Source organism: Streptomyces luteogriseus (assembly GCF_014205055.1).
Classification (GTDB): domain Bacteria; phylum Actinomycetota; class Actinomycetes; order Streptomycetales; family Streptomycetaceae; genus Streptomyces; species Streptomyces luteogriseus.
Genome location: NZ_JACHMS010000001.1, coordinates 4,312,013 through 4,337,390, shown reverse-complemented (window position 1 = coordinate 4,337,390; position 25,378 = coordinate 4,312,013). Strand labels below are relative to the sequence as shown.

The window sequence follows — 25,378 nt, the reverse complement described above, 5'->3', positions numbered from 1 at the left end:
GCATTGGACGCCGGCACGGCGCGTAATGGATGGGGAGGCAGGAACGACGGTGGCGGAACGGAGTACGGCTGCCGTCGACGTGGCAGACAACAGCGACGAGACGTCGCTGACCGCACAGGCGGACCAGTCCACGGCCGACGGGGTGGCCAAGAACCGGGAGCGGGACACGGACAGCGACGAGGTACAGGAGAGCACCAGGCCCGAAGGTGCCGGAACGACCTCGCCGCCCGAACTGCACAGTGGTCACAAGCTCGCCAGACGCTACCGCCTCGAGGAGTGCGTCACCCGTCTGGACGGTTTCAGCAGCTGGCGTGCCGTGGACGAGAAGCTCCGCCGTGCCGTCGGGGTGCACATCCTGCCCGCCGAACACTCGCGGGCCCGCTCCGTCCTGGCGGCCGCCCGATCGTCCGCCCTCCTGGGTGACCCCCGCTTCGTCCAGGTGCTGGACGCGGTGGAGGAGAACGACGTCGTCTACGTCGTGCACGAATGGCTTCCCGACGCGACGGAACTGACCACGCTCCTCGCCTCCGGGCCCCTGGAGCCCTACGACGCCTACCAGATGGTCAGTCAGGTCTCCTCCGCCATGGCCGCCGCACATCGTGAGGGTCTCGCCCATCTGCGGCTCAACCCCAACGCCGTGCTGCGCGCCTCGACCGGCCAGTGGCGCATCCGTGGCCTCGCCGTCAACGCCGCCCTGCGCGGCGTCTCGTCCGACACCCCGCAGCGCACGGACACCGAAGCGATCGGCGCCCTGCTGTACGCGGCGCTCACCCAGCGCTGGCCGTACGAGAGCGACGCCTACGGCCTGTCAGGCCTGCCCAAGGACATCGGCCTGATCGCGCCCGACCAGGTGCGGGCCGGGGTACACCGCGGTCTGTCCGAGCTCTCCATGCGCGCACTCGTCAACGACGGCGCCACGGCGTCCCGGCACGAGTCGCCGTGCACCACTCCGGAGGAGCTGGTGAAGGCGATCGGCGAGATGCCCCGCATCCGTCCGCCGGAGCCGGCGTTCACCGCCCCGCCCGAGTACCAGCGCACGACGTACCAGCAGGGCACGTACGGACGTCAGACCCCGCGTCCCGGTGCCACCCAGCCTGTCCCGACTCCGCCGCCCCCGCTCCAGAGCCGCACCGGCAAGGCCCTCAAGTGGGCCGTCTCCGCGCTCCTGATCGCCGCGCTGGGCCTCGGCAGCTGGCAGCTGGCGGACGCGCTGATGGACCAGGGCGGCAAGAACGAGGACCCGGGCCAGACGCAGACGAACGACGGGAACGACAAGAGCCCGAAGAAGCCGATCAGCAAGCCGATCGCCATCAAGGGCGCCCAGGATTTCGATCCGCTGGGCAATGACGGTTCCGAGAATCCTGATGAGATAGACCGCCTCTACGACAACGCCCCCGGCACCTACTGGGAGACGAGCTTCTACACCAGCGCCGACTTCGGCCGGCTGAAGTCCGGTGTCGGCGTCATCCTCGACCTCGGCAAGGTTCAGGACGTCGGGAAGGTCACGGTCTCCCTCAAGGGGGAGACCTCCGTGGAACTGCGTGCTGCCAGTGGCGTGGCGACACAGCCCCAATCGCTCGACGGCTACACCAAGGTCGCCCAGGGGTCCGGTACCACCGTGGCCCTCAAGCCCGACGAGTCCCTCAAGAGCCGGTACCTCCTGTTGTGGCTGACCAAGCTGCCGCTGACGGACGACGGCAACTACCGGGGCCGGGTCGTGGACGTCAAGGTGACCAGCTGACGGCATCTGCCTCGAGGAAGGAGGCCGATGGCAGACGGCACCGGATATGACGGAGTGAGCGATCAGGATCTGCTCGCCCGGCACGTCGAAGGCGACCCCGACGCGTTCGGTGAGATCGTGCGGCGGCATCGCGACCGGCTCTGGGCCGTCGCCCTGCGGACGCTCGGTGACCGCGAGGAGGCCGCAGACGCCGTGCAGGACGCCCTCGTGTCCGCCTACCGGGCCGCCCACACCTTCCGGGGCCAGTCGGCCGTCACAACGTGGCTGCACAGGATCACGGTGAACGCCTGCCTGGACCGTGCCCGCAAGGCGGCCTCCCGGAAGACCTCTCCCGTCGACGACACCGAGCGCCTGGAGCAGCTGCTGGAGCCGCACGAGTCGGCTTCGGCCCCCGCCGAGCGCAACGATCTCCACCGGCAGCTCATCGAAGCCCTGGGGACCCTGCCGGCCGACCAGCGCGCCGCGCTCGTCCTGGTGGACATGCAGGGCTACCCGGTCGCGGAGGCGGCTCGCATTCTCGACGTGCCGACCGGCACGGTGAAGAGCAGATGTGCGCGCGGAAGAGCCAGACTCCTGCCGCTGCTCACCCACCTGAGGCCTGACAACGGCGGTGAGGGCAAGAACCCGGGCGGAGAACGGAACCGGACGCAGGGGCCGACCGTCCCACCCGCAGCGGGACCGCGCCGAGCGGAACCCCCGGACACAGGACCGAGCGACTCAGCTGCGGTGAAGGGCGGAGGTGGACGAGCGTGACGTCGACGACAGACATGGCCGGGCACCCGGACGTCGCGGAGATCTCCGACCTCGCCGAGGGGCTCCTCCCACCGGCCCGGACCACCGAGCTGCGCCGGCACCTGGACGACTGCGAGCTCTGTGCGGATGTCTACGCCTCCCTGGAGGAGATCCGCGGGCTGCTCGGCACGCTGCCGGGTCCGCCCCGCATGCCCGCCGATGTCGCGGGCCGCATCGATGCCGCTCTCGCCGCCGAGGCCCTGCTGAACGCCGGGGGACCGGAGGCCGTGGAGAGCCCGGAGCCGGTGAGTGCTCCTGGTTCCGTTTCCGAGGACGCCGACGGCGCGCATGTTTCACGTGAAACATCGACGTCCCCCGACCGACCTGCGGGCCGTCCCCGGTCCTCCACCACCGGCCCGGGCCGCAAGAGCGGCACGCGCATCGGACGCCGCAGGATCGCCGTCCTGGGGACCGTCTTCACCGTGGCCGCCTTGGGTCTCGGAACCGTCCTGCTGTCGTCGCTCGGCGACAACAAGCCGCCCCATGACACGGCGGGCGAGCGGCAGACCACGGCCGCGGACACCTTCTCCGAGGGAAAGCTGCAGGAACAGGTCACCGGTCTCCTGGCCGAGAACAAGACCAAGGGCGGCGGCTCCCGCACTCCCTTCGGAGCGGCGACAGCGCCCGGCACCAACCAGCCGAAGGTCCTCAGAGAGGTCGTCGTGCCCGGCTGCGTCCGCGACGGCATCGGACGCGACGATGCGGCCCTGGCCACCGAGAACGGCACCTATCAAGGGAAGAAGGCCATGCTCGTGCTGCTTCCCGACGCCGCCGACGCCACTCGGGTCACCGCCTACATCGTCGACGCGGCCTGCGTGGATCATGAGGCGTCCACCGCCGCCGGCAAGGTGCTCCTCAGGCGCAGCTACCCGGCTGCCTGAGCCAACGCTTCGTACTCGCCCTGCGGGCTCACCGCAGGGCGTTGCCTCTCCGTGTGCCCGGACACAGCGGGAATGCGCGCCCCTTAGGATCCGTTGGGTGGGGTGAGAGGTCATAGAGAACTCCCACCGCTCGACCGACGCAGTCCAGAGACGAGGAAACAAGCCGTGAGCGACGTCCGTAACGTGATCATCATCGGCTCCGGGCCTGCCGGCTACACGGCGGCGCTCTACACCGCGCGCGCGTCGCTGAAGCCACTGGTGTTCGAGGGCGCCGTCACCGCGGGCGGTGCGCTCATGAACACCACCGAGGTCGAGAACTTCCCGGGCTTCCAGGACGGCATCATGGGCCCCGAGCTCATGGACAACATGCGCGCCCAGTCGGAGCGCTTCGGAGCCGAGCTCGTCCCGGACGACATCGTGACCGTCGACCTGAGCGGTGAGATCAAGACCGTCACGGACACGGCCGGCACCGTGCACCGGGCGAAGGCCGTCATCGTCGCCACCGGCTCGCAGCACCGCAAGCTCGGACTGCCGAACGAGGACGCCCTGTCGGGCCGCGGTGTGTCCTGGTGCGCCACCTGTGACGGGTTCTTCTTCAAGGACCAGGACATCGCCGTGATCGGTGGTGGCGACACCGCGATGGAGGAGGCCACCTTCCTCTCGCGGTTCGCCAAGTCGGTGACCATCGTCCACCGCCGCGACACTCTGCGCGCCTCCAAGGCCATGCAGGAGCGCGCCTTCGCCGACCCGAAGATCTCCTTCGTGTGGGACAGCGAGGTCGCCGAGATCCAGGGCGACCCGAAGCTCTCCGGTCTGAAGCTGCGCAATCTCAAGACCGGTGAGATCTCGGACCTGCCGGTGACCGGACTCTTCATCGCCATCGGCCACGACCCGCGCACCGAGCTCTTCAAGGGCCAACTCGACCTGGACGAAGAGGGCTACCTGAAGGTGAGCGCGCCGTCGACGCGCACGAACCTGACCGGTGTCTTCGCTGCCGGCGACGTGGTCGACCACACCTACCGTCAGGCGATCACCGCGGCCGGGACCGGCTGCTCCGCGGCTCTCGACGCCGAGCGCTACCTCGCCGCCCTGGCGGACGAGGAGCAGCCCGAGCCCGAGAAGACGGCCGTCTGACCTCCCCCCTACCCGCCCCACGCACCAACCAGTTAAGGAGCCCGCCGTGGCCGGCACCCTGAAGAATGTGACCGACGACTCCTTCGAGCAGGACGTCCTCAAGAGCGACAAGCCTGTTCTGGTGGACTTCTGGGCCGCCTGGTGCGGTCCGTGCCGCCAGATCGCGCCGTCCCTCGAGGCGATCGCCTCCGAGTACGGCGACAAGATCGAGATCGTCAAGCTGAACATCGACGAGAACCCGGGTACGGCCGCCAAGTACGGCGTCATGTCCATCCCGACCCTGAACGTCTACCAGGGCGGCGAGGTCGCCAAGACCATCGTGGGCGCGAAGCCGAAGGCCGCGATCGTTCGCGACCTCGAGGAGTTCATCGCCGAGTGAATCGGCTGAACTGTCGCTCCGACAGTGCGTGTTTCACGTGAAACACGAATGGGCCAACCCGGAAGGGTTGGCCCATTCGTTTGTCTGCTCTACAGCGGTCGCAGCGCCGGCTCCTTCTGCACGGCTCCCAGGAGCCGGTCCAAGGCCATCTCGACGTCTTCCTTCCAGGAGAGCGTCGACCTCAGCTCCAGCCTCAGCCGCGGATGGGTGGGATGCTGGCGGACCGTCTTGAAGCCCACCGCCAGAAGATGATCGGCGGGCAGCACACAGGCAGGTTCTTTCCAGCGCGCGTCTCCGAAGGCCTCGATCGCCTTGAAGCCACGTCGCAGCAGATCCTTGGCGACCGTCTGAACCATCACTCTGCCCAGTCCCTGCCCCTGGTAGCCGGGCACGATGAACGCAGTCATCAGCTGCACCGCGTCAGGCGACACAGGACTCGTGGGAAACGCCGTGGAGCGGGGGACGTAGGCAGGTGGGGCGTACAGCACGTAGCCCACCGGCACATCGTCGACGTACACGACCCGCCCGCAGGATCCCCAGTCCAGCAGAACCGCTGAGATCCAGGCTTCCTTCTCCGGAGCGGACGTGCCCTCGTTTACCGCGGCCTCACCGCTGACTGGGTCGAGCTCCCAGAAGACACACGAGCGACAACGCTTGGGAAGGTCCTGGAGGTTGTCCAGCGTGAGCGGTACGAGCCGGCGGCCCATGAAGGCTGTTCCTCGCTTCCTTCGCCCGCCACCGCGTCGCGGGCGGCTGTCAGAGCGCTCCGTTCCCTGAGGAGACTGCCGATGAATCCACCGACCGCTCCCAGTCCCAAACCGGCGCTCACCAGTCCGGTGCGGCTCATGGTTCGCATGGCCCCTGCCTCCCTCTCAGAGGTGCTGCCGAGTGGTCGCGCCATACCTGACGCATCGTATCCACGATGCGATTCCATCGATACCGCCAGAAAGGAAAGAGCGAGCCACGTTCCGGCACACACCGGACACGGCCCGCTCTGTCTCCCTGCACAGCAGAGGCTCCCTGCTGGAGACTCAGGAGTCGCTCTCCTCGGAGTCACCCTCCGAGAGACTCTTCTGCAGGACCGGTCCCTCGCCAGGAGCGAGTGATCCGAGGATCCGCTCAAGATCCTCCATCGAGGCGAACTCGACGGTGATCTTGCCCTTCTTCTGCCCCAGGTCGACCTTCACCCGAGTTTCGAAACGGTCCGAGAGCCGTGTGGCGAGGTCGGACAGTGCCGGAGAGACCCGGGCGCCGGCCCGCGGACCCTTGGGCTTCTGAGCCTTCTGAGGCCGCGACCCCATCAGGGTCACGATCTCCTCGACGGCTCGCACCGAGAGCCCCTCGGCCACGATGCGGTGAGCCAGCCGGTCCTGCTCCTCCGAGTCCTCGACGGAGAGCAGTGCCCGCGCGTGACCGGCCGAGAGCACCCCGGCGGCCACCCGGCGCTGCACAGCCGGCGAGAGCTTCAGAAGTCGCAGCGTGTTGGAAACCTGCGGGCGGGATCGGCCGATGCGGTCCGCCAGCTGGTCGTGCGTGCAGTTGAAGTCCCTCAGCAGCTGGTCGTAGGCGGCAGCCTCTTCCAGCGGGTTCAGCTGGGCGCGGTGCAGGTTCTCCAGCAGTGCGTCCAGGAGGAGCTTCTCGTCCTCGGTGGCCCGCACGATCGCCGGGATCGCCTCCAGCCCGGCCTCGCGGCAGGCTCGCCAGCGGCGCTCACCCATGATGAGCTCGTAGCGGTCGACACCCACCTGCCGTACGACGACCGGCTGGAGGAGCCCTACTTCCTTGATGGAGGTGATGAGCTCGGACAGCGCGTCTTCATCGAAGACCTCACGCGGCTGACGTGGGTTCGGTGTGATGGAGTCGAGCGGGATCTCGGCGAAGTGCGCGCCGATGGGAGCCGCAGGCAGGGCAGGAGCACTCGGCTGCGTCGGCTCTTCTGTTTCACGTGAAACAGTCGGCAGCGTCGCTACCTTCGCTGCGGCCACCCCACGATCGTTCGGCAGCAGAGGCACTGCCGCCGGGGACGTGGACGCGGCGTTCCCCGCCGCAGCCTGCGCCACCGACTTCTCCGTCGGTGCGGCAGGGATCAGTGCGCCGAGACCACGGCCCAGCCCCCTCCGTCGCTCGCTCACTGGATACCCTCCACCATGCTCGGGTCGTTCTGCTGTGCGCCGATATGGGCGTGCGTGGCGTCATAGCTGATGCCGACGCCCTTCAGCGCGATCTCGCGTGCCGCCTCAAGGTAGGAGAGGGCACCACTCGATCCTGGATCGTAGGTCAAAACCGTCTGCCCATAGCTCGGGGCCTCCGAGATACGGACGGAGCGGGGGATGCTCGTTCGCAGCACCTCGTCGCCGAAGTGGGTGCGCACCTCTTCGGCGACCTGGGACGCGAGGCGCGTTCGGCCGTCGTACATGGTGAGCAGGATGGTCGACACATGCAGGGCGGGGTTGAGGTGCCCCCGCACCAGGTCGACGTTGCGCAGCAGCTGTCCGAGGCCTTCCAGCGCGTAATACTCGCACTGGATGGGGATCAGGACTTCCTGGCCCGCCACGAGCGCATTGACCGTCAGGAGACCGAGTGAGGGCGGGCAGTCGATGAGGATGTAGTCCAGCGGCTGCTCGTACGCCTGAATCGCGCGCTGCAGCCTGCTCTCCCGCGCCACGAGTGACACCAGCTCGATCTCCGCACCGGCGAGATCGATCGTGGCAGGAGCGCAGAAGAGGCCCTCGACATCGGGAACCGGCTGGACGACCTCGGAGAGAGGCCTGCTCTCGACCAACACGTCGTAGATGGAAGGTACTTCGGCGTGGTGGTCGATGCCCAGTGCGGTGGACGCGTTGCCCTGTGGGTCGAGGTCGACCACCAGGACCCGGCTACCGTGCAGCGCCAGTGATGCGGCAAGGTTGACGGTCGTCGTCGTCTTGCCCACACCACCCTTCTGGTTGGCGACCACGATAATTCGGGTCTGCTCGGGCCGTGGCAAGCCCTCGCCGGCACGGCCCAGAGCCTCCACCGCCAGTTGGGCAGCACGACCGATGGGAGTGTCGTCCATCGGAGGCGGTGTTTCACGTGAAACATCCGCCCCCATCGACTCGGTACGGGGACCGGGGACCGGATCGGTCATCGGTCCCGCGATGTTGGCGTCGGACCGCAAGGATTCACTCTCCTCGACTTCAGGCTCGCAATGAACAGAGCCTCCCATGTCTTCGGGGTCGTGAACCAGTGAGGCCTGGCGTTCTGTGGAGAAATCCACCTCTGTGGATACCTCAGGTCCCTCATCGAGTGAACCAAGAGGCTTTCGGTCGCGGGGTTCGGCCGCGGCGCGGCCACGACTGATGATGCCGTGCAGCAGTGAGCGACGTTTCACGTGAAACACGATGCACAGCAGCCGTGGCCGGACTGTCGCGACACTCCGGCATGCATCGGTTTGGCAGCTTGTGTGGAGTACGTCTCGTCCTCAGGACGGATCAGCGCCGACGACGCGTCCGACCCGTGCGAGCCGCCTTGGCACGCTTCGCAGCGAAGCGCACACCGCCAGGGCTCTCCCCGACCTCCACCCGCACGACGGTGGACAACGGGTCCACCACGCCCTCACCCACATGCAGGATGGACGTCTCCGCCGCACCCAGCTTGCTCAGCGCCACCGACGCGCTCTTCAGCTCCTCCTCGGCGGTGTCGCCTTTGAGCGCGAGCATCTCCCCGTACGGCCGCAGCAGCGGAATGCCCCAGGTGGCGAGCCGGTCGAGCGGGGCGACAGCGCGGGCCGTCACCACGTGGACGGGCTGGATCTTCCCCATGACCTCCTCGGCCCGGCCGCGTACCACGGTCACATGGTCGAGGCCGAGCAGCTCCACGACCTCGGTGAGGAAGTTGGTGCGCCGCAGCAGCGGCTCCAGGAGCGTGATCTTCAGGTCGGTGCGGACCAGCGCCAGGGGAATACCCGGGAGACCGGCGCCCGAGCCGACATCGCACACCGTCACACCCTCGGGCACGACCTCCGAGAGCACCGCACAGTTCAGCAGGTGCCGCTCCCACAGGCGCGGCACCTCACGCGGGCCGATGAGGCCGCGCTGCACACCGGCCTCAGCGAGCAGCTCGGCGTACCGCACCGCATCCGCGAAGCGATCACCGAACACCTCGCGCGCCTGCTCGGGCGCGGGGGGAAGCTCCGCTGCCTCCGTCACGGGGGACCGTCCTTCCGTACCGCGTCAGCGCACTCGGCGCCGACACCAGAACCACCAGAACTATCAGGCTGACAAAGTTCGGCCCCGCCTGCGCAACAGACGGGGCCGGGGAACCTAGGGCCGATCAGGCAGGCAGCACGACGACGAAGCGCTGCGGCTCCTCGCCCTCGGACTCGCTGCGCAGACCCGCGGCCTTGACCGCGTCGTGCACGACCTTGCGCTCGAAGGGCGACATCGGCTTCAGCTTCACGGCCTCACCGCTGCTCTTGGCCTCCGCGGCGGCCTTGGCGCCCAGCTCGGACAGCTCGGTGCGCTTCTGTGCCCGGTACCCCGCGATGTCGAGCATCAGCCGGCTGCGATCGCCGGTCTCCCGATGCACGGCCAGACGGGTGAGCTCCTGGAGCGCCTCCAGTACCTCGCCGTCCCGGCCGACCAGCTTCTGCAGATCACGGCCACCCGAGTCGCTGATGATCGAGACGGAGGCGCGGTCGGCCTCGACGTCCATGTCGATATCGCCGTCGAGGTCGGCGATGTCGAGCAGACCCTCCAGGTAGTCCGCCGCGATCTCGCCTTCCTGCTCCAGGCGAGTCAGGGTGTCTGCACCCTCGGCAGCGGCAGAGGTGGTGCCTTCCGTCACGGGATGGACTCCTTCTTACTTCTTGGACGGGGACTTGGGCCGCTGCGGGCCCTTGCGCTGTCCGGACTGGGCCTTACTGCGGGTACCGCCGGCGGGCTTCGCGCCGCTCTTCTTGGCAGCGGCGGAGGGCTTGGCGTCCTCGGGCTCGTCGGACTTGGTCAGCGACGTCTTCGGCTCGTCGGTCTCACCGGCCGCCTTGGCGCCGCCGTGCTGCCGCTGCGACTTGCTCTGCCGCTTGGGCTGCTGACGCTTCGGGGTACCGCCGGTGGTGGTCGGCGTACCGTCCTCGGCCTGGGCCGTGGCCGTGTCGCTCTTGATCACGGTGCCGTCGGCCTGGGCGGCGAGGCCGGCCTTGCTCAGGCCGTTGATGAACTTGCGCTCGAACTCGTTACGGTCGCGGCCCTTGGCGACGATCGCCTTGACGATGGCCCGGTCGCGGCGCTTGCTGACCTTGTTGTGCTGGGCAACGTGCTTGGTCAGGCGGTCGAGGTACGAGGCCTGGGCCTTGGAACCCGGGGTCGGGTTGTTGTGGATCACGTACATCTGCTGGCCCATGGTCCACACGTTGGTGGTCAGCCAGTAGACGAGGACACCGACCGGGAAGTTGATGCCGAAGACGGCGAACATGACCGGGAAGACGTACATCAGCATCTTCTGCTGCTGCATGAACGGGGTCTTCACCGTGGTGTCGACGTTCTTCGTCATCAGCTGGCGCTGGGTGAAGAACTGCGACGCCGACATCAGGACGATCATGATGGCGGTGACCACACGGACGTCGGTGAGGGAGGCACCGAGTGCTTCCACCTTCGACGCGCTGTCGGTGAACTTTGCGGCCAGCGGAGCGCCGACGATGTGCGCCTTCTGCGCGCTCTGCAGCAGGCTCTGGTTGATGACACCGATGGTGTCGCCCGTCGCGATGCTGTTGAGCACGTGGTAGAGGGCGAAGAAGAACGGGGACTGCGCCAGGATGGGAAGGCACGAGGAGAGCGGGTTGGTGCCCGTCTCCTTGTACAGCTTCATCATCTCTTCGGACTGACGCTGCTTGTCGTTCTTGTAGCGCTCTTGGATCTTCTTCATCTCGGGCTGCAGCGTCTGCATGGCCCGAGTCGACTTGATCTGCTTCACGAAGAGCGGAATGAGGCAGATACGGATCAGGATCACCAGGGACACGATCGACAGGCCCCAGGCCCAGCCGGTGTCGGGGCCGAAGATGGCGCCGTACACCGAGTGGAACTGGACGATGACCCAGGAGACGGGTGTGGTGATAAAGCTGAAGAGGCTGGCAATCGTGTCCACTAATCATGCTCCTTGGGCATGGGACGGTGTCTCTGCGGCCGGGCCCGAAGGACTGGACGGACTTGTGGGAGAAGTCTGTCCCCCGGTGACCGGTCCGGCGGCGGAGGGCCCGCCCTTGCGTGCACGCCACGCGTTACGCAGCATTTCGTGCCACCGCGGGCGCTTGCGCGGCGGGACATGGTCCACACCGCCCAGCGACCACGGATTGCATCGCAGGATGCGCCAGGCCGTGAGTGCCGTTCCCTTGATGGCACCATGCCGGTCGATGGCCGTGAAGCCGTAGTGGGAGCACGACGGGTAGTACTTGCAGACCGGCCCGAGCAGCGGACTGATCGTCCACTGGTAGAGCTTGATCAGAGCCAGCAGCGGGTACTTCATCGCGCGCCCCCTCCCAGCAACCGCTGGAGAGCGGCATCCAGGTCTCGGGCCAGCTGTGCATGGTCGGCGTCGCCCGCTCCGGGCAGCGCTCGTACGACTACCAGGCTACCGGGGGGCAGCTGGGCGACTCGCTCGCGCATCAGGTGGCGAAGCCTGCGCTTCACTTTGTTCCGCACGACCGCGCCACCCACTGCTTTGCTCACGACGAAACCCGCACGCGTCGGGGGAGCGCTCTCCCCAGGCGCGTGCGGGTCCGTGGAACCGCTACGTAGGTGGACGACGAGGAGTGGGCGTCCGGCCCGGCGTCCTCGTCGTACCGCGGTCGCGAAGTCCTCGCGCCGCCTCAGCCGATGCTCGGTAGGCAGCACGACGTCATGACCTGATCAGGATCAGGCGGACAGGCTGGCGCGACCCTTGCTGCGACGGTTCGCGAGAATCGCGCGACCGGCACGGGTACGCATCCGCAGGCGGAAGCCGTGGGTCTTCGCGCGACGACGGTTGTTCGGCTGGAAGGTGCGCTTGCTCACTCGGGGGCTCCAGAAGAAATCGGTAGTTGCGGGGTGCCGTCCTGGCTGTCACCGTGCGCCCACGAGTAGCTCGCAGTTACGCCCGAGTGCACCGCTGACCGATCACCCAAATGATCTGTGCCCATCGGAGGCAGGCGGCAGCAGCCATCGACAACTCGACCTGGTTACGGTACGCGCGGCTACGCCATCCGGTCAAACCAGGAGTCGCCGGGAGACACTTGTCCACAGGCTGGGGACAACAACTTGAACCGTACCGGCCGCCCTGACTACCGTGACGGAACTCCGATTCGTTCCCTTATCCCTGCCCCACCCGATTTACATCCCGAGCCGTCCCAGAACCACACGTTCGTGGGACCTGTGAGAGAGCGTGCCCTGTGGCTGACGTACCTGCCGATCTTGCCGCAGTGTGGCCACGCGTATTGGAGCAGCTCCTCGGGGAGGGCCGCGGCCAAGGGGTCGAAGGGAAGGACGAGCACTGGATCCGGCGCTGCCAACCACTCGCGCTGGTCGCGGACACCGCGCTGCTCGCCGTACCGAACGAATTCGCGAAGGGCGTACTCGAGGGCCGGCTGGCGCCGGTCGTCAGCGAGACGCTGAGCCGCGAGTGCGGCCGCCCGATCCGGATCGCGATCACGGTCGACGACTCCGCGGGCGAGCCCCCAGCCGCGCCGGCGCCCCCGGCCCGCCCCCAACCGCGCTACGAGGAGCCCGAGCTCCCCGCATCGCGCCAGGACCGCGAGGGATACGACCGGCCGGACCGCGACGGACGCCAGGACCGCGACGGATACGAACGACCCGAGCGTGACGGGTACGACCGGCCGGACCGCGACGGATACGACCGTCCTGAGCGTGACAAGTACGACCGTCCGGACCGCGACTCCTATGACCGCCAGGGCCGAGACGGGTACGAGGGATACGGCCGCCACCGCGCCGACCAGCCGCCCGGGCCGGCCGGCGACCAGCTTCCGCCTACGCGCGCAGATCAGCTTCCCACCGCCCGCCCCGCATACCCGTCCGAGTACCAGCGCCCCGAGCCCGGCGCCTGGCCGCGTCCCGCGCAGCAGGACGAGTACGGCTGGCAGCAGCAGCGCCTCGGCTTTCCCGAGCGTGACCCGTACGCGTCACCCGGGCAGGACTCGTACGGCTCGCAGGACTCCTACGGCCCGCCCTCCCAGGACGCCTACGGCTCCCCGTCGCAGGACTACCGTCCGCAGCCCATGGAGCGCCCCTCCTACGAGCAGCAGCGCCCCGACTACGACGCGTCGCGCGGCGACTACGACCAGCGCGACCCGGTGCGCCGGGAGCTGCCCGAGCCGCCGGTCGGCTCGGGGCACGTCCACCGAGGCGGCCCGGTCGGCCCGAACCTGCCGACGACCGGTGCGCCCGGCCCGCTGGCCGCACAGCCCGCGCCGGCGACCGGCCCGGGCGAACCCACCGCGCGTCTGAACCCGAAGTACCTCTTCGACACGTTCGTCATCGGTGCCTCCAACCGCTTCGCGCACGCGGCGGCGGTCGCTGTGGCCGAGGCACCGGCGAAGGCCTACAACCCCTTGTTCATCTACGGGGAGTCCGGGCTCGGCAAGACGCACCTGCTGCACGCGATCGGGCACTACGCGCGCAGCCTCTACCCGGGCACGCGGGTGCGGTACGTGAGCTCGGAGGAGTTCACCAACGAGTTCATCAACTCCATCCGCGACGGCAAGGGCGACAGCTTCCGCAAGCGGTACCGCGAGATGGACATCCTGCTCGTCGACGACATCCAGTTCCTGGCGGACAAGGAGTCGACGCAGGAGGAGTTCTTCCACACCTTCAACACGCTCCACAACGCCAACAAGCAGATCGTGCTGTCCTCCGACCGGCCGCCCAAGCAGCTGGTGACGCTGGAGGACCGGCTGCGGAACCGTTTCGAGTGGGGCCTGATCACCGACGTCCAGCCGCCCGAGCTGGAGACCCGGATCGCGATCCTCCGCAAGAAGGCGGTGCAGGAGCAGCTCAACGCTCCGCCCGAGGTGCTGGAGTTCATCGCGTCCCGGATCTCACGGAACATTCGTGAGCTGGAGGGCGCGCTGATCCGGGTCACGGCGTTCGCCTCGCTCAACCGGCAGCCGGTGGACCTGGGGCTGACGGAGATCGTCCTCAAGGACCTCATCCCCGGTGGCGACGACTCGGCGCCCGAGATCACGTCGACGGCCATCATGGGCGCGACGGCGGACTACTTCGGGCTGACCGTCGAGGACCTGTGCGGCACCTCGCGCGGCCGCGCCCTCGTCACGGCCCGGCAGATCGCCATGTACCTGTGCCGTGAGCTGACGGACCTGTCGCTGCCGAAGATCGGCGCGCTGTTCGGCGGCCGCGACCACACCACGGTCATGCACGCGGACCGCAAGATCCGCAATCTGATGGCCGAGCGCCGCTCCATCTACAACCAGGTCACGGAACTGACCAACCGCATCAAGAACGGCTGACGGCTACGGCTGCCACTGCCACTGCCACTGCCACTGCCACTGCCGCGACGACAGCTCGTCGCTGAAGGCCACTGAGGGCGCCCCCGGGAGGATCCAGGGGCGCCCTTCTTCTTGTGCTGCGCCGTGCCGGCGGCCCGCTACGACCTGCTGCACCGTGCCGCGGCCCGATCTCCGGGCCGCCGAGCCCCGTCACCGGCTCCCGCCTCGCACACCCCGCCGCAACCCACTGTTCGATTAATCGCCGGGTTACGGCCTCCCTCCACAGATTCGGGGACTTTCTGCCGTCCACATCCTGGGGACCGGAGAGTTGTCCAGATCGTGTCCACAGCGGCCCCTGTTGAAAGACCATCAGACCAGCTCAGGTGGTTGTGGATTCGTGGACGAAGGATCTCCACAGACTGTGGACGACGAGATGATCCACAGGCTGTGCATCGAGTTGTCCACCGGCTGCCCACAGGCTGGGGGAGGTTGTCCCCAGCGATCGGCCGCTTCTCCACATGCCTGTCCACTGTTCGGCAACGCGACGCGCCTTCTCACCGGGTCGAGTGAAAGGCGTCACACGAAGGTGCCGGGTTGGGCTGTGGGAAAGGTGGGTAAAGCTGGGGACGGCGCTGGGGAGAACTCGCCTCACCCTGTGCACGGCGTGTGCAGAACTTTCTGTTCTCCACAGATACGCCCGGTTGTCCACCGCCTCCACCCACAGGACCCGTGGACAAAATTCCCGCCCTGAGCTGGGCAAACGAGGTTATCCACGGTATCCACAGCCCCTACTACTACTCCCGACTAGAGAGAGCTGGGAATCCGTTTCGAAGGGGGCCCTGTGCACAACTCGCTCTTCGGTGCCCGGCTGCCCCTCGTCACGACTTGACCCCGACAGGCACCTACTGTCAGTGCGGTGCGTCAGACTGGTCCCCGGTGTCCTCCCCGTCACAGGGACCGTCGACACCGAGACAGACGACGAGGGCCAGGCAGAGCGAGAAGCGCCGGCAACAGCAGGAGGCGGCAACAGTGAAGATCCGGGTGGAACGCGACGTACTCGCGGAGGCAGTGGCCTGGGCGGCACGCAGCCTCCCGGCCCGTCCGCCGGCGCCTGTCCTCGCCGGCCTGCTGCTGAAGGCCGACGAAGGCCAGCTGAGCCTGTCCAGCTTCGACTACGAGGTCTCCGCACGGGTGTCCGTGGAGGCCGAGGTCGACGAGGAGGGCACGGTCCTGGTCTCCGGCCGCCTGCTCGCGGACATCTGCCGCGCGCTGCCGAACCGGCCGGTGGAGATTTCCACAGACGGTGTACGGGCGACCGTGGTCTGCGGCTCGTCCCGGTTCACACTCCACACCCTGCCTGTGGAGGAGTACCCGGCCCTGCCCCAGATGCCGAACGCGACGGGCACGGTCCCCGGCGAGGTCTTCGCCTCCGCCGCCTCCCAGGTCGCCATCGCGGCCGGCCGTGACGACACGCTGCCCGTGCTCACCGGTGTCCGCATCGAGATCGAGGGCGACACCGTCACGCTGGCGTCCACCGACCGCTACCGTTTCGCGGTCCGCGAGTTCCTGTGGAAGCCGGAGAACCCCGACGCCTCCGCCGTCGCCCTCGTGCCCGCCAAGACGCTCCTGGACACCGCCAAGGCCCTGACCAGCGGCGACCAGGTGATTCTCGCGCTGTCCGGCTCGGGCTCCGGCGAGGGCCTGATCGGCTTCGAGGGCGCCGGCCGCCGTACGACGACCCGGCTCCTGGAGGGCGACCTCCCGAAGTACCGCACGCTGTTCCCGACGGAGTTCAACAGCGTCGCCGTCATCGAGACCGCCCCCTTCGTGGAGGCCGTCAAGCGTGTGGCCCTGGTCGCCGAGCGCAACACCCCGGTGCGGCTGAGCTTCGAGCAGGGCGTGCTCATCCTGGAGGCCGGTTCCAGCGACGACGCACAGGCTGTGGAAAGGGTCGACGCACAGCTCGAGGGCGACGACATCTCGATCGCCTTCAACCCGACGTTCCTGCTGGACGGCCTGAGCGCCATCGACTCCCCGGTGGCCCAGTTGTCGTTCACGACGTCCACCAAGCCCGCGCTGCTCAGCGGCAAGCCGGCGCTGGACGCCGAGGCGGACGAGGCCTACAAGTACCTGATCATGCCGGTGCGCCTCAGCGGCTGACCCCGCCCGAGGGCCGGTGAGCCGCAGAGGATCGCCGGCGGTCGTCCACAGGCTGAGGACAAACCTGCAGGTGAGGGCGTACGACTGAGCGCGTATGCCCACAGATGTGCGCGAGCGTCCGGGTTTAGGCTCGGACGCGGGTACGAAAGTGCCTCGCGGTACGCACGTGCCGCCACGCCACGTCGCAGAACCTAAGGAACACAACTGATGGAGCTCGGTCTCGTCGGCCTCGGCAAGATGGGCGGCAACATGCGCGAGCGGATCCGCCGCGCAGGCCACACCGTCCTCGGATACGACCGCAACCCGGACCTCGCCGATGTCCACAGCCTGGAAGAACTTGTGGGCAAGCTCAGCGGCCCGCGCGTGATCTGGGTGATGGTCCCGGCCGGTGAGGCCACGCAGACCACGATCGACCAGCTCGCCGAGCTGCTGGAGCCCGGCGACGTCGTCGTGGACGGCGGCAACTCCCGCTGGACCGATGACGAGAAGCACGCCGAGGAGCTGGCTGCCAAGGGCATCGGCTTCGTCGACTGCGGCGTCTCCGGCGGCGTCTGGGGCCTGGAGAACGGCTATGCGCTGATGTACGGCGGCGACAAGGAGAACGTCGCCAAGGTGCAGCCGGTCTTCGACGCCCTCAAGCCGGAGGGCGACTCCGGCTCGGTGCACGCCGGCAAGGTCGGCGCGGGCCACTTCGCGAAGATGGTCCACAACGGCATCGAGTACGCGATGATGCAGGCCTACGCCGAGGGCTGGGAGCTCCTGGAGAAGGTCGACTCCGTGACCGACGTCCGGGAGGTGTTCCGTTCCTGGCAGGAGGGCACGGTCATCCGCTCGTGGCTGCTCGACCTCGCGGTCAACGCGCTCGACGGGGACGAGCACCTGGACGAGCTGCGGGGTTATGCACAGGACTCCGGCGAGGGACGCTGGACTGTGGAAGCGGCCATCGACAACGCGGTGCCGCTGCCGGCGATCACCGCGTCGCTGTTCGCGCGGTTCTCCTCCCGCCAGGAGGACTCGCCCCAGATGAAGATGATCGCGGCGCTGCGGAACCAGTTCGGCGGCCACGCGGTCGAGAAGAAGTAGTCCAGACGAGCAGCGGTCCCGTCGGGAAGTATTGGTCCACAGGACTGCACGGCAGTCCACGAACGTCCGGGGAGGTCGGCGAAACGACCATGCACGTCACGCATCTGTCGCTGGCCGACTTCCGCTCGTACCCCCGGGTCGAGGTCCCGCTCGACCCCGGGGTGACGGCCTTCGTCGGGCCGAACGGGCAGGGCAAGACCAACCTCGTCGAGGCCGTCGGCTATCTCGCCACCCTCGGCAGCCACCGGGTCTCCTCCGACGCCCCCCTGGTCCGCATGGGTGCCGAGCGCGCGATCATCCGGGCCCAGATCCGGCAGGGCGAACGACAGCAACTGGTCGAACTGGAGCTGAACCCGGGGCGTGCCAACCGGGCCCGGATCAACCGGTCCTCGCAGGTCAGACCGCGTGACGTGCTGGGGATCGTCCGGACCGTGCTGTTCGCGCCCGAGGATCTCGCGCTGGTCAAGGGCGACCCCGGGGAGCGGCGCCGCTTCCTCGACGAGCTCATCACCGCCCGCTCCCCGCGCATGGCAGGGGTCCGTTCCGACTACGACCGGGTCCTCAAGCAGCGCAACACCCTGCTGAAGTCGGCGGCGCTGGCCCGCCGGCACGGCGGTCGCACCATGGACATGTCCACCCTCGACGTATGGGACCAGCATCTCGCGCGCGCGGGCGCCGAGTTGCTCGCCCAGCGCCTGGACCTGATCGCCACGATCCAGCCGCTGGCCGACAAGGCGTACGAGCAACTGGCCCCCGGCGGCGGCCCGATCGCGCTGGAGTACAAGCCGTCCGCGCCGGGCGAGGCGCACACCCGCGAGGACCTCTTCGAGCAGCTGATGGCCGCGCTCGCCGAGGCCCGCAAGCAGGAGATCGAGCGCGGCGTCACCCTGATCGGCCCGCATCGGGACGACCTCCAGCTCAAGCTCGGCCAGCTCCCGGCCAAGGGCTACGCCTCCCACGGCGAGTCCTGGTCCTACGCGCTGGCGTTGCGCCTGGCCTCCTACGACCTGCTCAGGGCGGAGGGCAACGAACCGGTGCTGGTGCTCGACGACGTCTTCGCGGAGCTGGACACCCGTCGCCGGGAGCGCCTCGCCGAGTTGGTCGCGCCCGGCGAGCAGGTCCTGGTGACGGCCGCGGTCGACGACGACGTACCGCATGTGCTGTCCGGGACGCGGTTCGCCGTGTCCGAGGGGACGGTGGAGCGCGTATGACGGAGAACACATCCGGCGGCGTCCCCGAGCCCTCCAAGAGCCCCGAGCCCTCCGGCGTCGACCTCGCGCGCGTGGCGCTGCGCGCCGCGAAGGAAGCCGCCCGCGCGCGGGGGGACGCGGCGCAGCAGAAGAAGCAGGCGCGCCGCAGTGGTCTGCGCTCCGGCGCGCGCGCCGACGGCCGTGACCCCATGGCGCTCGGCTCCGCCATCAACCGGCTGATCACCGAACGCGGCTGGGAGGCGCCGGCCGCGGTGGGCGGTGTGATGGGCCGCTGGCCGCAGATCGTGGGCGAGGACGTCGCCAAGCACTGTGTGCCGGAGAAGTACGACGAGGACGAGCGCGTCCTGACCGTGCGCTGCGACTCGACGGCCTGGGCGACCAACCTCCGGCTGCTCGCCCCCACGCTGGTCGCGCGCCTCAACGAGGACCTGGGCCACGGCAGGGTGACGCTGATCAAGGTCCAGGGCCCCGCAGGCCCCGCCCGTCGCTACGGCCCGCTGAGGGCCCCCGGCAGCACCGGCCCGGGCGATACCTACGGCTGACCGGCACCGGTTTCCCACCCGTAGACAGCACGTGACTGACATCACATCAAGGGCTTCCGTCTGCTCTTTCGGAGCGTCGGCGGCCCGCTCGTGGTGTGCCCGCACACGGTTGCGAATCGCGACCTGACTCCGAAGTAGCCAAGGGTTGACGGCCGGAAGCGCTGAGTGCCTCTGTGAGCCTCTTGGGGCCCCCATCCGTATATCGGGAGTCGGACAAGACCCGTCGAGGGCGGCACATGCGGACTCAGGTACCGGCAAACCCCCATCAGTGTCAGTGCTACCGGTAGACTGGAAGCAATCCCGCCCCACTCGCTGGGGACCGTCCGGGAAAAGCTGAGCAACGCTGATCAAGGCTTACCAACGCAACATGCCGCAGCCGCTCCGGCAACCCGCCGACGAGCCTGGCTCGTGCTGTGCCAGAAAGGGCGCTTCGTGGCCGATTCCGGCAACCCCAACGAGAACATTCCGTCCACCGACGCCGGCGCCACCGGCGCGGTCAGCTCGCCGAACGGCGAGGTGACCGCCTCGTACGACGCCAGCGCCATCACCGTCCTCGAGGGTCTGGACGCGGTCCGCAAGCGACCCGGTATGTACATCGGCTCGACCGGTGAGCGCGGACTCCACCACCTGGTGCAGGAGGTCGTCGACAACTCGGTCGACGAGGCGCTGGCCGGGCACGCGGACACCATCGACGTCACGATCCTCGCCGACGGCGGCGTGCGGGTCATCGACAACGGACGTGGCATCCCGGTCGGCATCGTCCCCTCCGAGGGCAAACCTGCCGTCGAGGTCGTGCTGACGGTCCTGCACGCGGGCGGCAAGTTCGGCGGGGGCGGCTACGCGGTCTCCGGCGGTCTGCACGGCGTGGGTGTCTCCGTCGTCAACGCCCTGTCCACCAGGGTCGCGGTGGAGGTCAAGACCGACGGCCACCGCTGGACGCAGGACTACAAGTTGGGCGTCCCGACGGCCCCGCTCGCCAAGCACGAGGCCACGGACGAGCACGGCACCTCGGTCACCTTCTGGGCCGACCCGGACATCTTCGAGACCACCGACTACTCCTTCGAGACGCTGTCGCGGCGCTTCCAGGAGATGGCGTTCCTCAACAAGGGCCTGCGCATCAACCTCACCGACGAGCGCGAGTCGGCGAAGGCCACCGCCGGCGCGGACGAGGCGGGCGAGGACGAGAAGCACGAGGTCAAGAGCGTCTCGTACCACTACGAGGGCGGCATCGTCGACTTCGTGACGTACCTCAACTCCCGCAAGGGAGACCTGGTGCACCCCACCGTCATCGACCTTGAGGCCGAGGACAAGGACAAGAGCCTGTCCCTCGAGGTCGCGATGCAGTGGAACGGCGGCTACACCGAGGGCGTGTACTCCTTCGCCAACATCATCCACACCCACGAGGGCGGTACGCACGAAGAGGGCTTCCGCTCCGCGCTGACCTCGCTGATCAACAAGTACGCGCGCGACAAGAGGCTGCTGCGGGAGAAGGACGACAACCTCACGGGTGACGACATCCGCGAGGGTCTGACGGCGATCATCTCGGTCAAGCTGAGCGAGCCCCAGTTCGAGGGCCAGACGAAGACCAAGCTGGGCAACACCGAGGTCAAGACCTTCGTGCAGAAGGTCGTCTACGAGCACCTCGCGGACTGGCTGGACCGCAACCCGAACGAGGCCGCGGACATCATCCGCAAGGGCATCCAGGCGGCCACCGCGCGCGTGGCGGCCCGCAAGGCCCGTGACCTCACCCGCCGCAAGGGCCTGCTGGAGACCGCGTCCCTGCCCGGCAAGCTCTCCGACTGCCAGTCGAACGATCCCACCAAGTGCGAGATCTTCATCGTCGAGGGTGACTCCGCCGGCGGCTCGGCCAAGTCCGGCCGCAACCCGCAGTACCAGGCGATCCTCCCGATCCGCGGCAAGATCCTGAACGTCGAGAAGGCGCGGATCGACAAGATCCTTCAGAACCAGGAGATCCAGGCGCTGATCTCGGCCTTCGGCACCGGAGTCCACGAGGACTTCGACATCGAGAAGCTGCGCTATCACAAGATCATCCTGATGGCCGACGCCGACGTCGACGGCCAGCACATCAACACCCTGCTGCTGACCTTCCTGTTCCGCTTCATGCGGCCCCTGGTCGAGGCCGGGCACGTGTACCTCTCCCGCCCGCCGCTCTACAAGATCAAGTGGGGCAAGGACGACTTCGAGTACGCGTACTCCGACCGTGAGCGCGACGCCCTGATCGAGATGGGCCGCAACGCGGGCAAGCGCATCAAGGACGACTCCGTGCAGCGCTTCAAGGGTCTCGGTGAGATGAACGCCGAGGAACTGCGCATCACCACCATGGACCAGGAGCACCGCGTCCTCGGCCAGGTCACCCTCGACGACGCCGCCCAGGCCGACGACCTGTTCTCGGTCCTCATGGGCGAGGACGTCGAGGCCCGTCGCGCGTTCATCCAGCGCAACGCCAAGGACGTCCGCTTCCTCGACATCTGAGTCGGTCTCAGCTGACCGCATCAGGAAGGATCTTCACCAGCAATGACCGACGAGAACACTCCCGTGACGACGCCCGAGGGTGACGCCCTGGCCATGCGCGTCGAGCCCGTCGGGCTCGAGACGGAGATGCAGCGCTCGTATCTCGACTACGCGATGTCCGTCATCGTCTCGCGTGCGCTGCCGGACGTCCGTGACGGCCTCAAGCCCGTCCACCGCCGTGTCCTGTACGCCATGTACGACGGCGGCTACCGCCCCGAGCGCGGCTTCTACAAGTGCGCCCGCGTCGTCGGCGACGTCATGGGCAATTACCACCCGCACGGCGACTCCTCGATCTACGACGCGCTGGTCCGCCTCGCGCAGTCGTGGTCGATGCGCATGCCGCTCGTCGACTCCAACGGCAACTTCGGTTCCCCGGGCAACGACCCGGCCGCGGCCATGCGGTACACCGAGTGCAAGATGGCGCCGCTGTCGATGGAGATGGTCCGCGACATCGACGAGGAGACCGTCGACTTCACGGACAACTACGACGGCCGCTCCCAGGAGCCGACCGTCCTGCCGGCCCGCTTCCCGAACCTGCTGATCAACGGCTCGGCCGGTATCGCGGTCGGCATGGCCACCAACATCCCGCCGCACAACCTGCGCGAGGTCGCGTCCGGCGCCCAGTGGTACCTGGAGAACCCCGAGGCCTCGCACGAGGAGCTGCTGGACGCGCTCATCGAGCGCATCAAGGGTCCGGACTTCCCGACCGGCGCGCTCGTCGTCGGCCGCCGGGGCATCGAGGAGGCGTACCGCACCGGGCGCGGCTCCATCACCATGCGCGCGGTCGTCGAGGTCGAGGAGATCCAGAACCGCCAGTGCCTGGTGGTCACGGAGCTGCCGTACCAGGTCAACCCGGACAACCTGGCGCAGAAGATCGCCGACCTCGTGAAGGACGGCAAGATCGGCGGTATCGCCGACGTCCGTGACGAGACCTCCTCGCGCACGGGCCAGCGCCTGGTCATCGTGCTGAAGCGGGACGCGGTCGCCAAGGTCGTGCTGAACAACCTCTACAAGCACACCGACCTGCAGACGAACTTCGGCGCCAACATGCTGGCGCTGGTGGACGGCGTGCCGCGCACGCTGTCGCTCGACGCGTTCATCCGCCACTGGGTGACGCACCAGATCGAGGTCATCGTCCGCCGTACGCGCTTCCGGCTGCGCAAGGCCGAGGAGCGGGCGCACATCCTGCGCGGTCTGCTGAAGGCCCTGGACGCCATCGACGAGGTCATCGCGCTGATCCGGCGCAGCGACACCGTCGAGATCGCCCGCGGCGGCCTGATGAGCCTGCTGGAGATCGACGAGATCCAGGCCAACGCCATCCTCGAGATGCAGCTGCGCCGGCTCGCCGCCCTGGAGCGCCAGAAGATCGTCCAGGAGCACGACGAACTCCAGGCGAAGATCAACGAGTACAACGAGATCCTCGCCTCCCCGGTCCGCCAGCGTGGCATCGTCAGCGCCGAACTGGCCGCGATCGTCGAGAAGTTCGGCGACGACCGCAAGACGACGCTGATCCCCTACGAGGGCGACATGTCCATCGAGGACCTGATCGCCGAGGAGGACATCGTCGTCACGGTCACCCGGGGCGGCTACATCAAGCGCACCAAGACCGACGACTACCGTGCCCAGAAGCGCGGCGGCAAGGGCGTGCGCGGCACGAAGCTCAAGGAAGACGACATCGTCGACCACTTCTTCGTGTCCACCACGCACCACTGGCTGCTGTTCTTCACCAACAAGGGCCGCGTCTACCGCGTGAAGGGCTACGAGTTGCCCGACGCCGGCCGGGACGCACGCGGCCAGCACGTGGCGAACCTGCTCGCCTTCCAGCCGGACGAGGCGATCGCCGAGATCCTGGCGATCCGCGACTACGAGGCGGTTCCCTATCTCGTGCTCGCCACCAAGGCCGGACTTGTGAAGAAGACGCCTCTGAAGGATTACGATTCGCCCCGTTCCGGCGGTGTGATCGCCATCAACCTGCGTGAGGGTCAGGACGGTTCGGACGACGAACTGATCGGCGCCGAACTGGTCTCAGCGGATGATGATCTGCTTCTGATCAGCAAGAAGGCGCAATCGATCAGGTTCACCGCATCGGACGACACCCTGCGACCGATGGGCCGTGCGACCTCGGGTGTCAAGGGCATGAGCTTCCGCGAGGGCGACGAGCTGCTCTCGATGAATGTTGTTCGACCCGGTACGTTCGTGTTCACTGCCACTGACGGCGGGTACGCGAAGCGGACCAACGTCGACGAGTACCGCGTCCAGGGTCGCGGCGGCCTCGGTATCAAGGCCGCCAAGATCGTCGAGGACCGTGGCTCCCTCGTCGGCGCGCTGGTGGTCGAGGAGACCGACGAGATCCTCGCCATCACGCTGTCGGGCGGTGTGATTCGTACGCGAGTCAACGAGATCAGGGAAACCGGCCGTGACACCATGGGCGTCCAACTGATCAATCTGGGCAAGCGCGATGCCGTCGTGGGCATCGCTCGCAACGCCGAGGCGGGGCGCGAGGCGGAGGAGGTCGACGGCGATGTGGTCGTCGACGAGACCGCTGAAGGCGCCGCGTCCACCGGCACGGACGAGGGTGAGGCGCCCTCGGCCGAGTAGGCACGAGGAGTGAGTCAGCGTGAGCGGAGCCACGGGCGCCGGACCGGCCGGAACCTCGAGGGGTACGGAAGCGGACGACGGCGGTCGTGGCTCCGCCGCGCGTGCGGCGGACCCGCACACGACCAACCTGAAGGCGATCAAGTCCCCGACCAAGGACACGCCCTCGCCTGACGTGCATGAATCACAGGGGGGAACTGTGACGGACACCCGAGGTCCGCAGACCCAGAAGAGCAAGGCCGGCGCGGGCCCGTCCGCCGCCGCGCAGCCGCAGCCGGCCGCTCAGGAGCCGGGCACGGCCTCGCCCCTGCCCGGGGAACGGCAGGCGCAGCAGCAGGCCGGGCCGTACCACCCGCCGCAGGCCTATCCGGCGCAGCAGGCGGCGGCCGGGGCCGGTGCGGGCGTCGGTGCCGGTGCCGTTCGGCGTCCGCGCACGGGGGCGCGCACCACGCCGCGCGTCCGCAAGGCGCGGCTGCGGGTGGCGAAGGCCGACCCGTGGTCGGTGATGAAGGTCAGCTTCCTGCTCTCCATCGCCCTGGGCATCTGCACGATCGTCGCGTCCGCCGTGCTGTGGATGGTCATGGACGCGATGGGCGTCTTTGCGTCGGTCGGCGGCACGATCGCCGAGGCCACCGGCTCGAACGAGTCCAACGGCTTCGACCTGCAGGCCTTCCTGTCGCTGCCCAACGTCCTGGTGTTCGCGTCGATCATCGCGGTCATCGACGTCGTCCTGGCGACCGCCCTCGCGACCCTCGGCGCGTTCATCTACAACCTGTCCGCGGGCTTCGTGGGCGGCGTCGAGCTGACCCTCGCCGAGGACGAGTGACGTCACCTCTGTCGTTGCCCTGACGGTGCCCCG

At 68.2% G+C, this 25,378-nt stretch carries 22 protein-coding genes; 13 read left to right on the top strand and 9 right to left on the bottom strand.

The window, feature by feature from the left end:
• The first annotated feature begins 49 nt into the window (after positions 1 to 49).
• The 5 genes from BJ965_RS19035 to trxA all read left to right on the top strand — a co-directional run bounded on the left by BJ965_RS19035 (position 50) and on the right by trxA (position 4,927).
• A complete protein-coding gene (locus tag BJ965_RS19035) occupies positions 50 to 1,741 on the top strand; it encodes a protein kinase family protein (protein ID WP_184909758.1) in 1,692 nt (563 codons plus the stop codon).
• A 27-nt stretch (positions 1,742 to 1,768) separates the two neighbouring features.
• Positions 1,769 to 2,494 (top strand): RNA polymerase sigma factor SigM, encoded by a 726-nt coding sequence (gene sigM / locus BJ965_RS19030; protein WP_184909757.1) that lies wholly within the window; start codon positions 1,769 to 1,771, stop codon positions 2,492 to 2,494.
• Positions 2,491 to 3,414, top strand: coding sequence for an anti-sigma factor family protein (locus BJ965_RS19025; RefSeq protein ID WP_184909756.1), 924 nt, complete (start codon positions 2,491 to 2,493; stop codon positions 3,412 to 3,414). The genes sigM and BJ965_RS19025 overlap by 4 nt, the downstream gene beginning before the upstream one ends.
• A gap of 165 nt (positions 3,415 to 3,579) precedes the next feature.
• Positions 3,580 to 4,548, top strand: coding sequence for a thioredoxin-disulfide reductase (gene trxB, locus BJ965_RS39430; protein ID WP_184909755.1), 969 nt, complete (start codon positions 3,580 to 3,582; stop codon positions 4,546 to 4,548).
• Positions 4,549 to 4,594: 46 nt separating this feature from the next.
• Positions 4,595 to 4,927 (top strand): thioredoxin, encoded by a 333-nt coding sequence (gene trxA / locus BJ965_RS39425; protein WP_030847066.1) that lies wholly within the window; start codon positions 4,595 to 4,597, stop codon positions 4,925 to 4,927.
• 89 nt (positions 4,928 to 5,016) lie between these two features.
• On the opposite strand, the gene BJ965_RS19010 is transcribed toward trxA, so the two are convergent.
• From BJ965_RS19010 to rpmH, 9 genes are all read right to left on the bottom strand, one after another.
• Complete coding sequence (locus BJ965_RS19010; RefSeq protein WP_184909754.1) at positions 5,017 to 5,634, bottom strand: GNAT family N-acetyltransferase; 618 nt, start codon at positions 5,632 to 5,634, stop codon at positions 5,017 to 5,019.
• A 324-nt stretch (positions 5,635 to 5,958) separates the two neighbouring features.
• Positions 5,959 to 7,059, bottom strand: coding sequence for a ParB/RepB/Spo0J family partition protein (locus BJ965_RS19005; RefSeq protein ID WP_184909753.1), 1,101 nt, complete (start codon positions 7,057 to 7,059; stop codon positions 5,959 to 5,961).
• Positions 7,056 to 8,132, bottom strand: coding sequence for a ParA family protein (locus BJ965_RS19000; RefSeq protein WP_184917313.1), 1,077 nt, complete (start codon positions 8,130 to 8,132; stop codon positions 7,056 to 7,058). Before BJ965_RS19000 ends, BJ965_RS19005 begins: the two co-directional genes overlap by 4 nt.
• Positions 8,133 to 8,397: 265 nt before the next feature.
• Positions 8,398 to 9,114 carry a 16S rRNA (guanine(527)-N(7))-methyltransferase RsmG gene (gene rsmG, locus BJ965_RS18995; RefSeq protein ID WP_184909752.1) on the bottom strand — a complete coding sequence of 239 codons (717 nt, stop codon included), beginning with the start codon at positions 9,112 to 9,114 and terminating at the stop codon, positions 8,398 to 8,400.
• Positions 9,115 to 9,238: 124 nt separating this feature from the next.
• Complete coding sequence (locus BJ965_RS18990) at positions 9,239 to 9,751, bottom strand: Jag family protein (protein WP_030847053.1); 513 nt, start codon at positions 9,749 to 9,751, stop codon at positions 9,239 to 9,241.
• 15 nt (positions 9,752 to 9,766) lie between these two features.
• Positions 9,767 to 11,047, bottom strand: a complete 1,281-nt coding sequence (yidC, locus tag BJ965_RS18985) for a membrane protein insertase YidC (protein WP_184909751.1) — start codon at positions 11,045 to 11,047, stop codon at positions 9,767 to 9,769.
• A 3-nt stretch (positions 11,048 to 11,050) separates the two neighbouring features.
• Entirely contained in the window at positions 11,051 to 11,425 is a 375-nt protein-coding gene (gene yidD / locus BJ965_RS18980; RefSeq protein ID WP_030847047.1) for a membrane protein insertion efficiency factor YidD, read from the bottom strand.
• Entirely contained in the window at positions 11,422 to 11,793 is a 372-nt protein-coding gene (rnpA, locus tag BJ965_RS18975; RefSeq protein ID WP_184909750.1) for a ribonuclease P protein component, read from the bottom strand. The genes yidD and rnpA overlap by 4 nt, the downstream gene beginning before the upstream one ends.
• Before the next feature lie 21 nt (positions 11,794 to 11,814).
• Positions 11,815 to 11,952 carry a 50S ribosomal protein L34 gene (rpmH, locus tag BJ965_RS18970; protein WP_005482975.1) on the bottom strand — a complete coding sequence of 46 codons (138 nt, stop codon included), beginning with the start codon at positions 11,950 to 11,952 and terminating at the stop codon, positions 11,815 to 11,817.
• Between the two features lie 374 nt (positions 11,953 to 12,326).
• Between rpmH and dnaA the strand changes: the two genes are divergently transcribed.
• The 8 genes from dnaA to BJ965_RS18930 all read left to right on the top strand — a co-directional run bounded on the left by dnaA (position 12,327) and on the right by BJ965_RS18930 (position 25,345).
• Positions 12,327 to 14,417 carry a chromosomal replication initiator protein DnaA gene (gene dnaA, locus BJ965_RS18965; protein ID WP_184909749.1) on the top strand — a complete coding sequence of 697 codons (2,091 nt, stop codon included), beginning with the start codon at positions 12,327 to 12,329 and terminating at the stop codon, positions 14,415 to 14,417.
• 1,008 nt (positions 14,418 to 15,425) lie between these two features.
• Positions 15,426 to 16,556, top strand: coding sequence for a DNA polymerase III subunit beta (gene dnaN, locus BJ965_RS18960; RefSeq protein WP_030847030.1), 1,131 nt, complete (start codon positions 15,426 to 15,428; stop codon positions 16,554 to 16,556).
• A 207-nt stretch (positions 16,557 to 16,763) separates the two neighbouring features.
• Positions 16,764 to 17,639: a phosphogluconate dehydrogenase (NAD(+)-dependent, decarboxylating) gene (gnd, locus tag BJ965_RS18955; protein WP_097217915.1), complete on the top strand. Its 876-nt coding sequence runs from the start codon at positions 16,764 to 16,766 to the stop codon at positions 17,637 to 17,639.
• 89 nt (positions 17,640 to 17,728) lie between these two features.
• A complete protein-coding gene (gene recF / locus BJ965_RS18950) occupies positions 17,729 to 18,850 on the top strand; it encodes a DNA replication/repair protein RecF (RefSeq protein ID WP_031105338.1) in 1,122 nt (373 codons plus the stop codon).
• Positions 18,847 to 19,392: a DUF721 domain-containing protein gene (locus tag BJ965_RS18945; protein ID WP_184909748.1), complete on the top strand. Its 546-nt coding sequence runs from the start codon at positions 18,847 to 18,849 to the stop codon at positions 19,390 to 19,392. Before recF ends, BJ965_RS18945 begins: the two co-directional genes overlap by 4 nt.
• A 432-nt stretch (positions 19,393 to 19,824) precedes the next feature.
• Positions 19,825 to 21,885 carry a DNA topoisomerase (ATP-hydrolyzing) subunit B gene (gyrB, locus tag BJ965_RS18940; protein WP_184909747.1) on the top strand — a complete coding sequence of 687 codons (2,061 nt, stop codon included), beginning with the start codon at positions 19,825 to 19,827 and terminating at the stop codon, positions 21,883 to 21,885.
• A gap of 42 nt (positions 21,886 to 21,927) precedes the next feature.
• A complete protein-coding gene (gene gyrA, locus BJ965_RS18935; RefSeq protein WP_184909746.1) occupies positions 21,928 to 24,522 on the top strand; it encodes a DNA gyrase subunit A in 2,595 nt (864 codons plus the stop codon).
• A 19-nt stretch (positions 24,523 to 24,541) separates the two neighbouring features.
• Positions 24,542 to 25,345, top strand: a complete 804-nt coding sequence (locus BJ965_RS18930) for a DUF3566 domain-containing protein (protein ID WP_184909745.1) — start codon at positions 24,542 to 24,544, stop codon at positions 25,343 to 25,345.
• The last annotated feature ends 33 nt before the right edge of the window (positions 25,346 to 25,378 follow it).

Excerpts from the sequence above, each read along its gene's own strand:
- sigM (WP_184909757.1), top strand. The coding sequence starts at position 1,769 with ATGGCAGACGGCACCGGATATGACGGAGTGAGCGATCAGGATCTGCTC.
- BJ965_RS19010 (WP_184909754.1), bottom strand. The coding sequence starts at position 5,634 with ATGGGCCGCCGGCTCGTACCGCTCACGCTGGACAACCTCCAGGACCTT.
- BJ965_RS19000 (WP_184917313.1), bottom strand. The coding sequence starts at position 8,132 with ATGGGAGGCTCTGTTCATTGCGAGCCTGAAGTCGAGGAGAGTGAATCC.
- yidD (WP_030847047.1), bottom strand. The coding sequence starts at position 11,425 with ATGAAGTACCCGCTGCTGGCTCTGATCAAGCTCTACCAGTGGACGATC.
- gnd (WP_097217915.1), top strand. The coding sequence starts at position 16,764 with ATGGAGCTCGGTCTCGTCGGCCTCGGCAAGATGGGCGGCAACATGCGC.
- recF (WP_031105338.1), top strand. The coding sequence starts at position 17,729 with ATGCACGTCACGCATCTGTCGCTGGCCGACTTCCGCTCGTACCCCCGG.
- BJ965_RS18945 (WP_184909748.1), top strand. The coding sequence starts at position 18,847 with ATGACGGAGAACACATCCGGCGGCGTCCCCGAGCCCTCCAAGAGCCCC.
- gyrA (WP_184909746.1), top strand. The coding sequence starts at position 21,928 with ATGACCGACGAGAACACTCCCGTGACGACGCCCGAGGGTGACGCCCTG.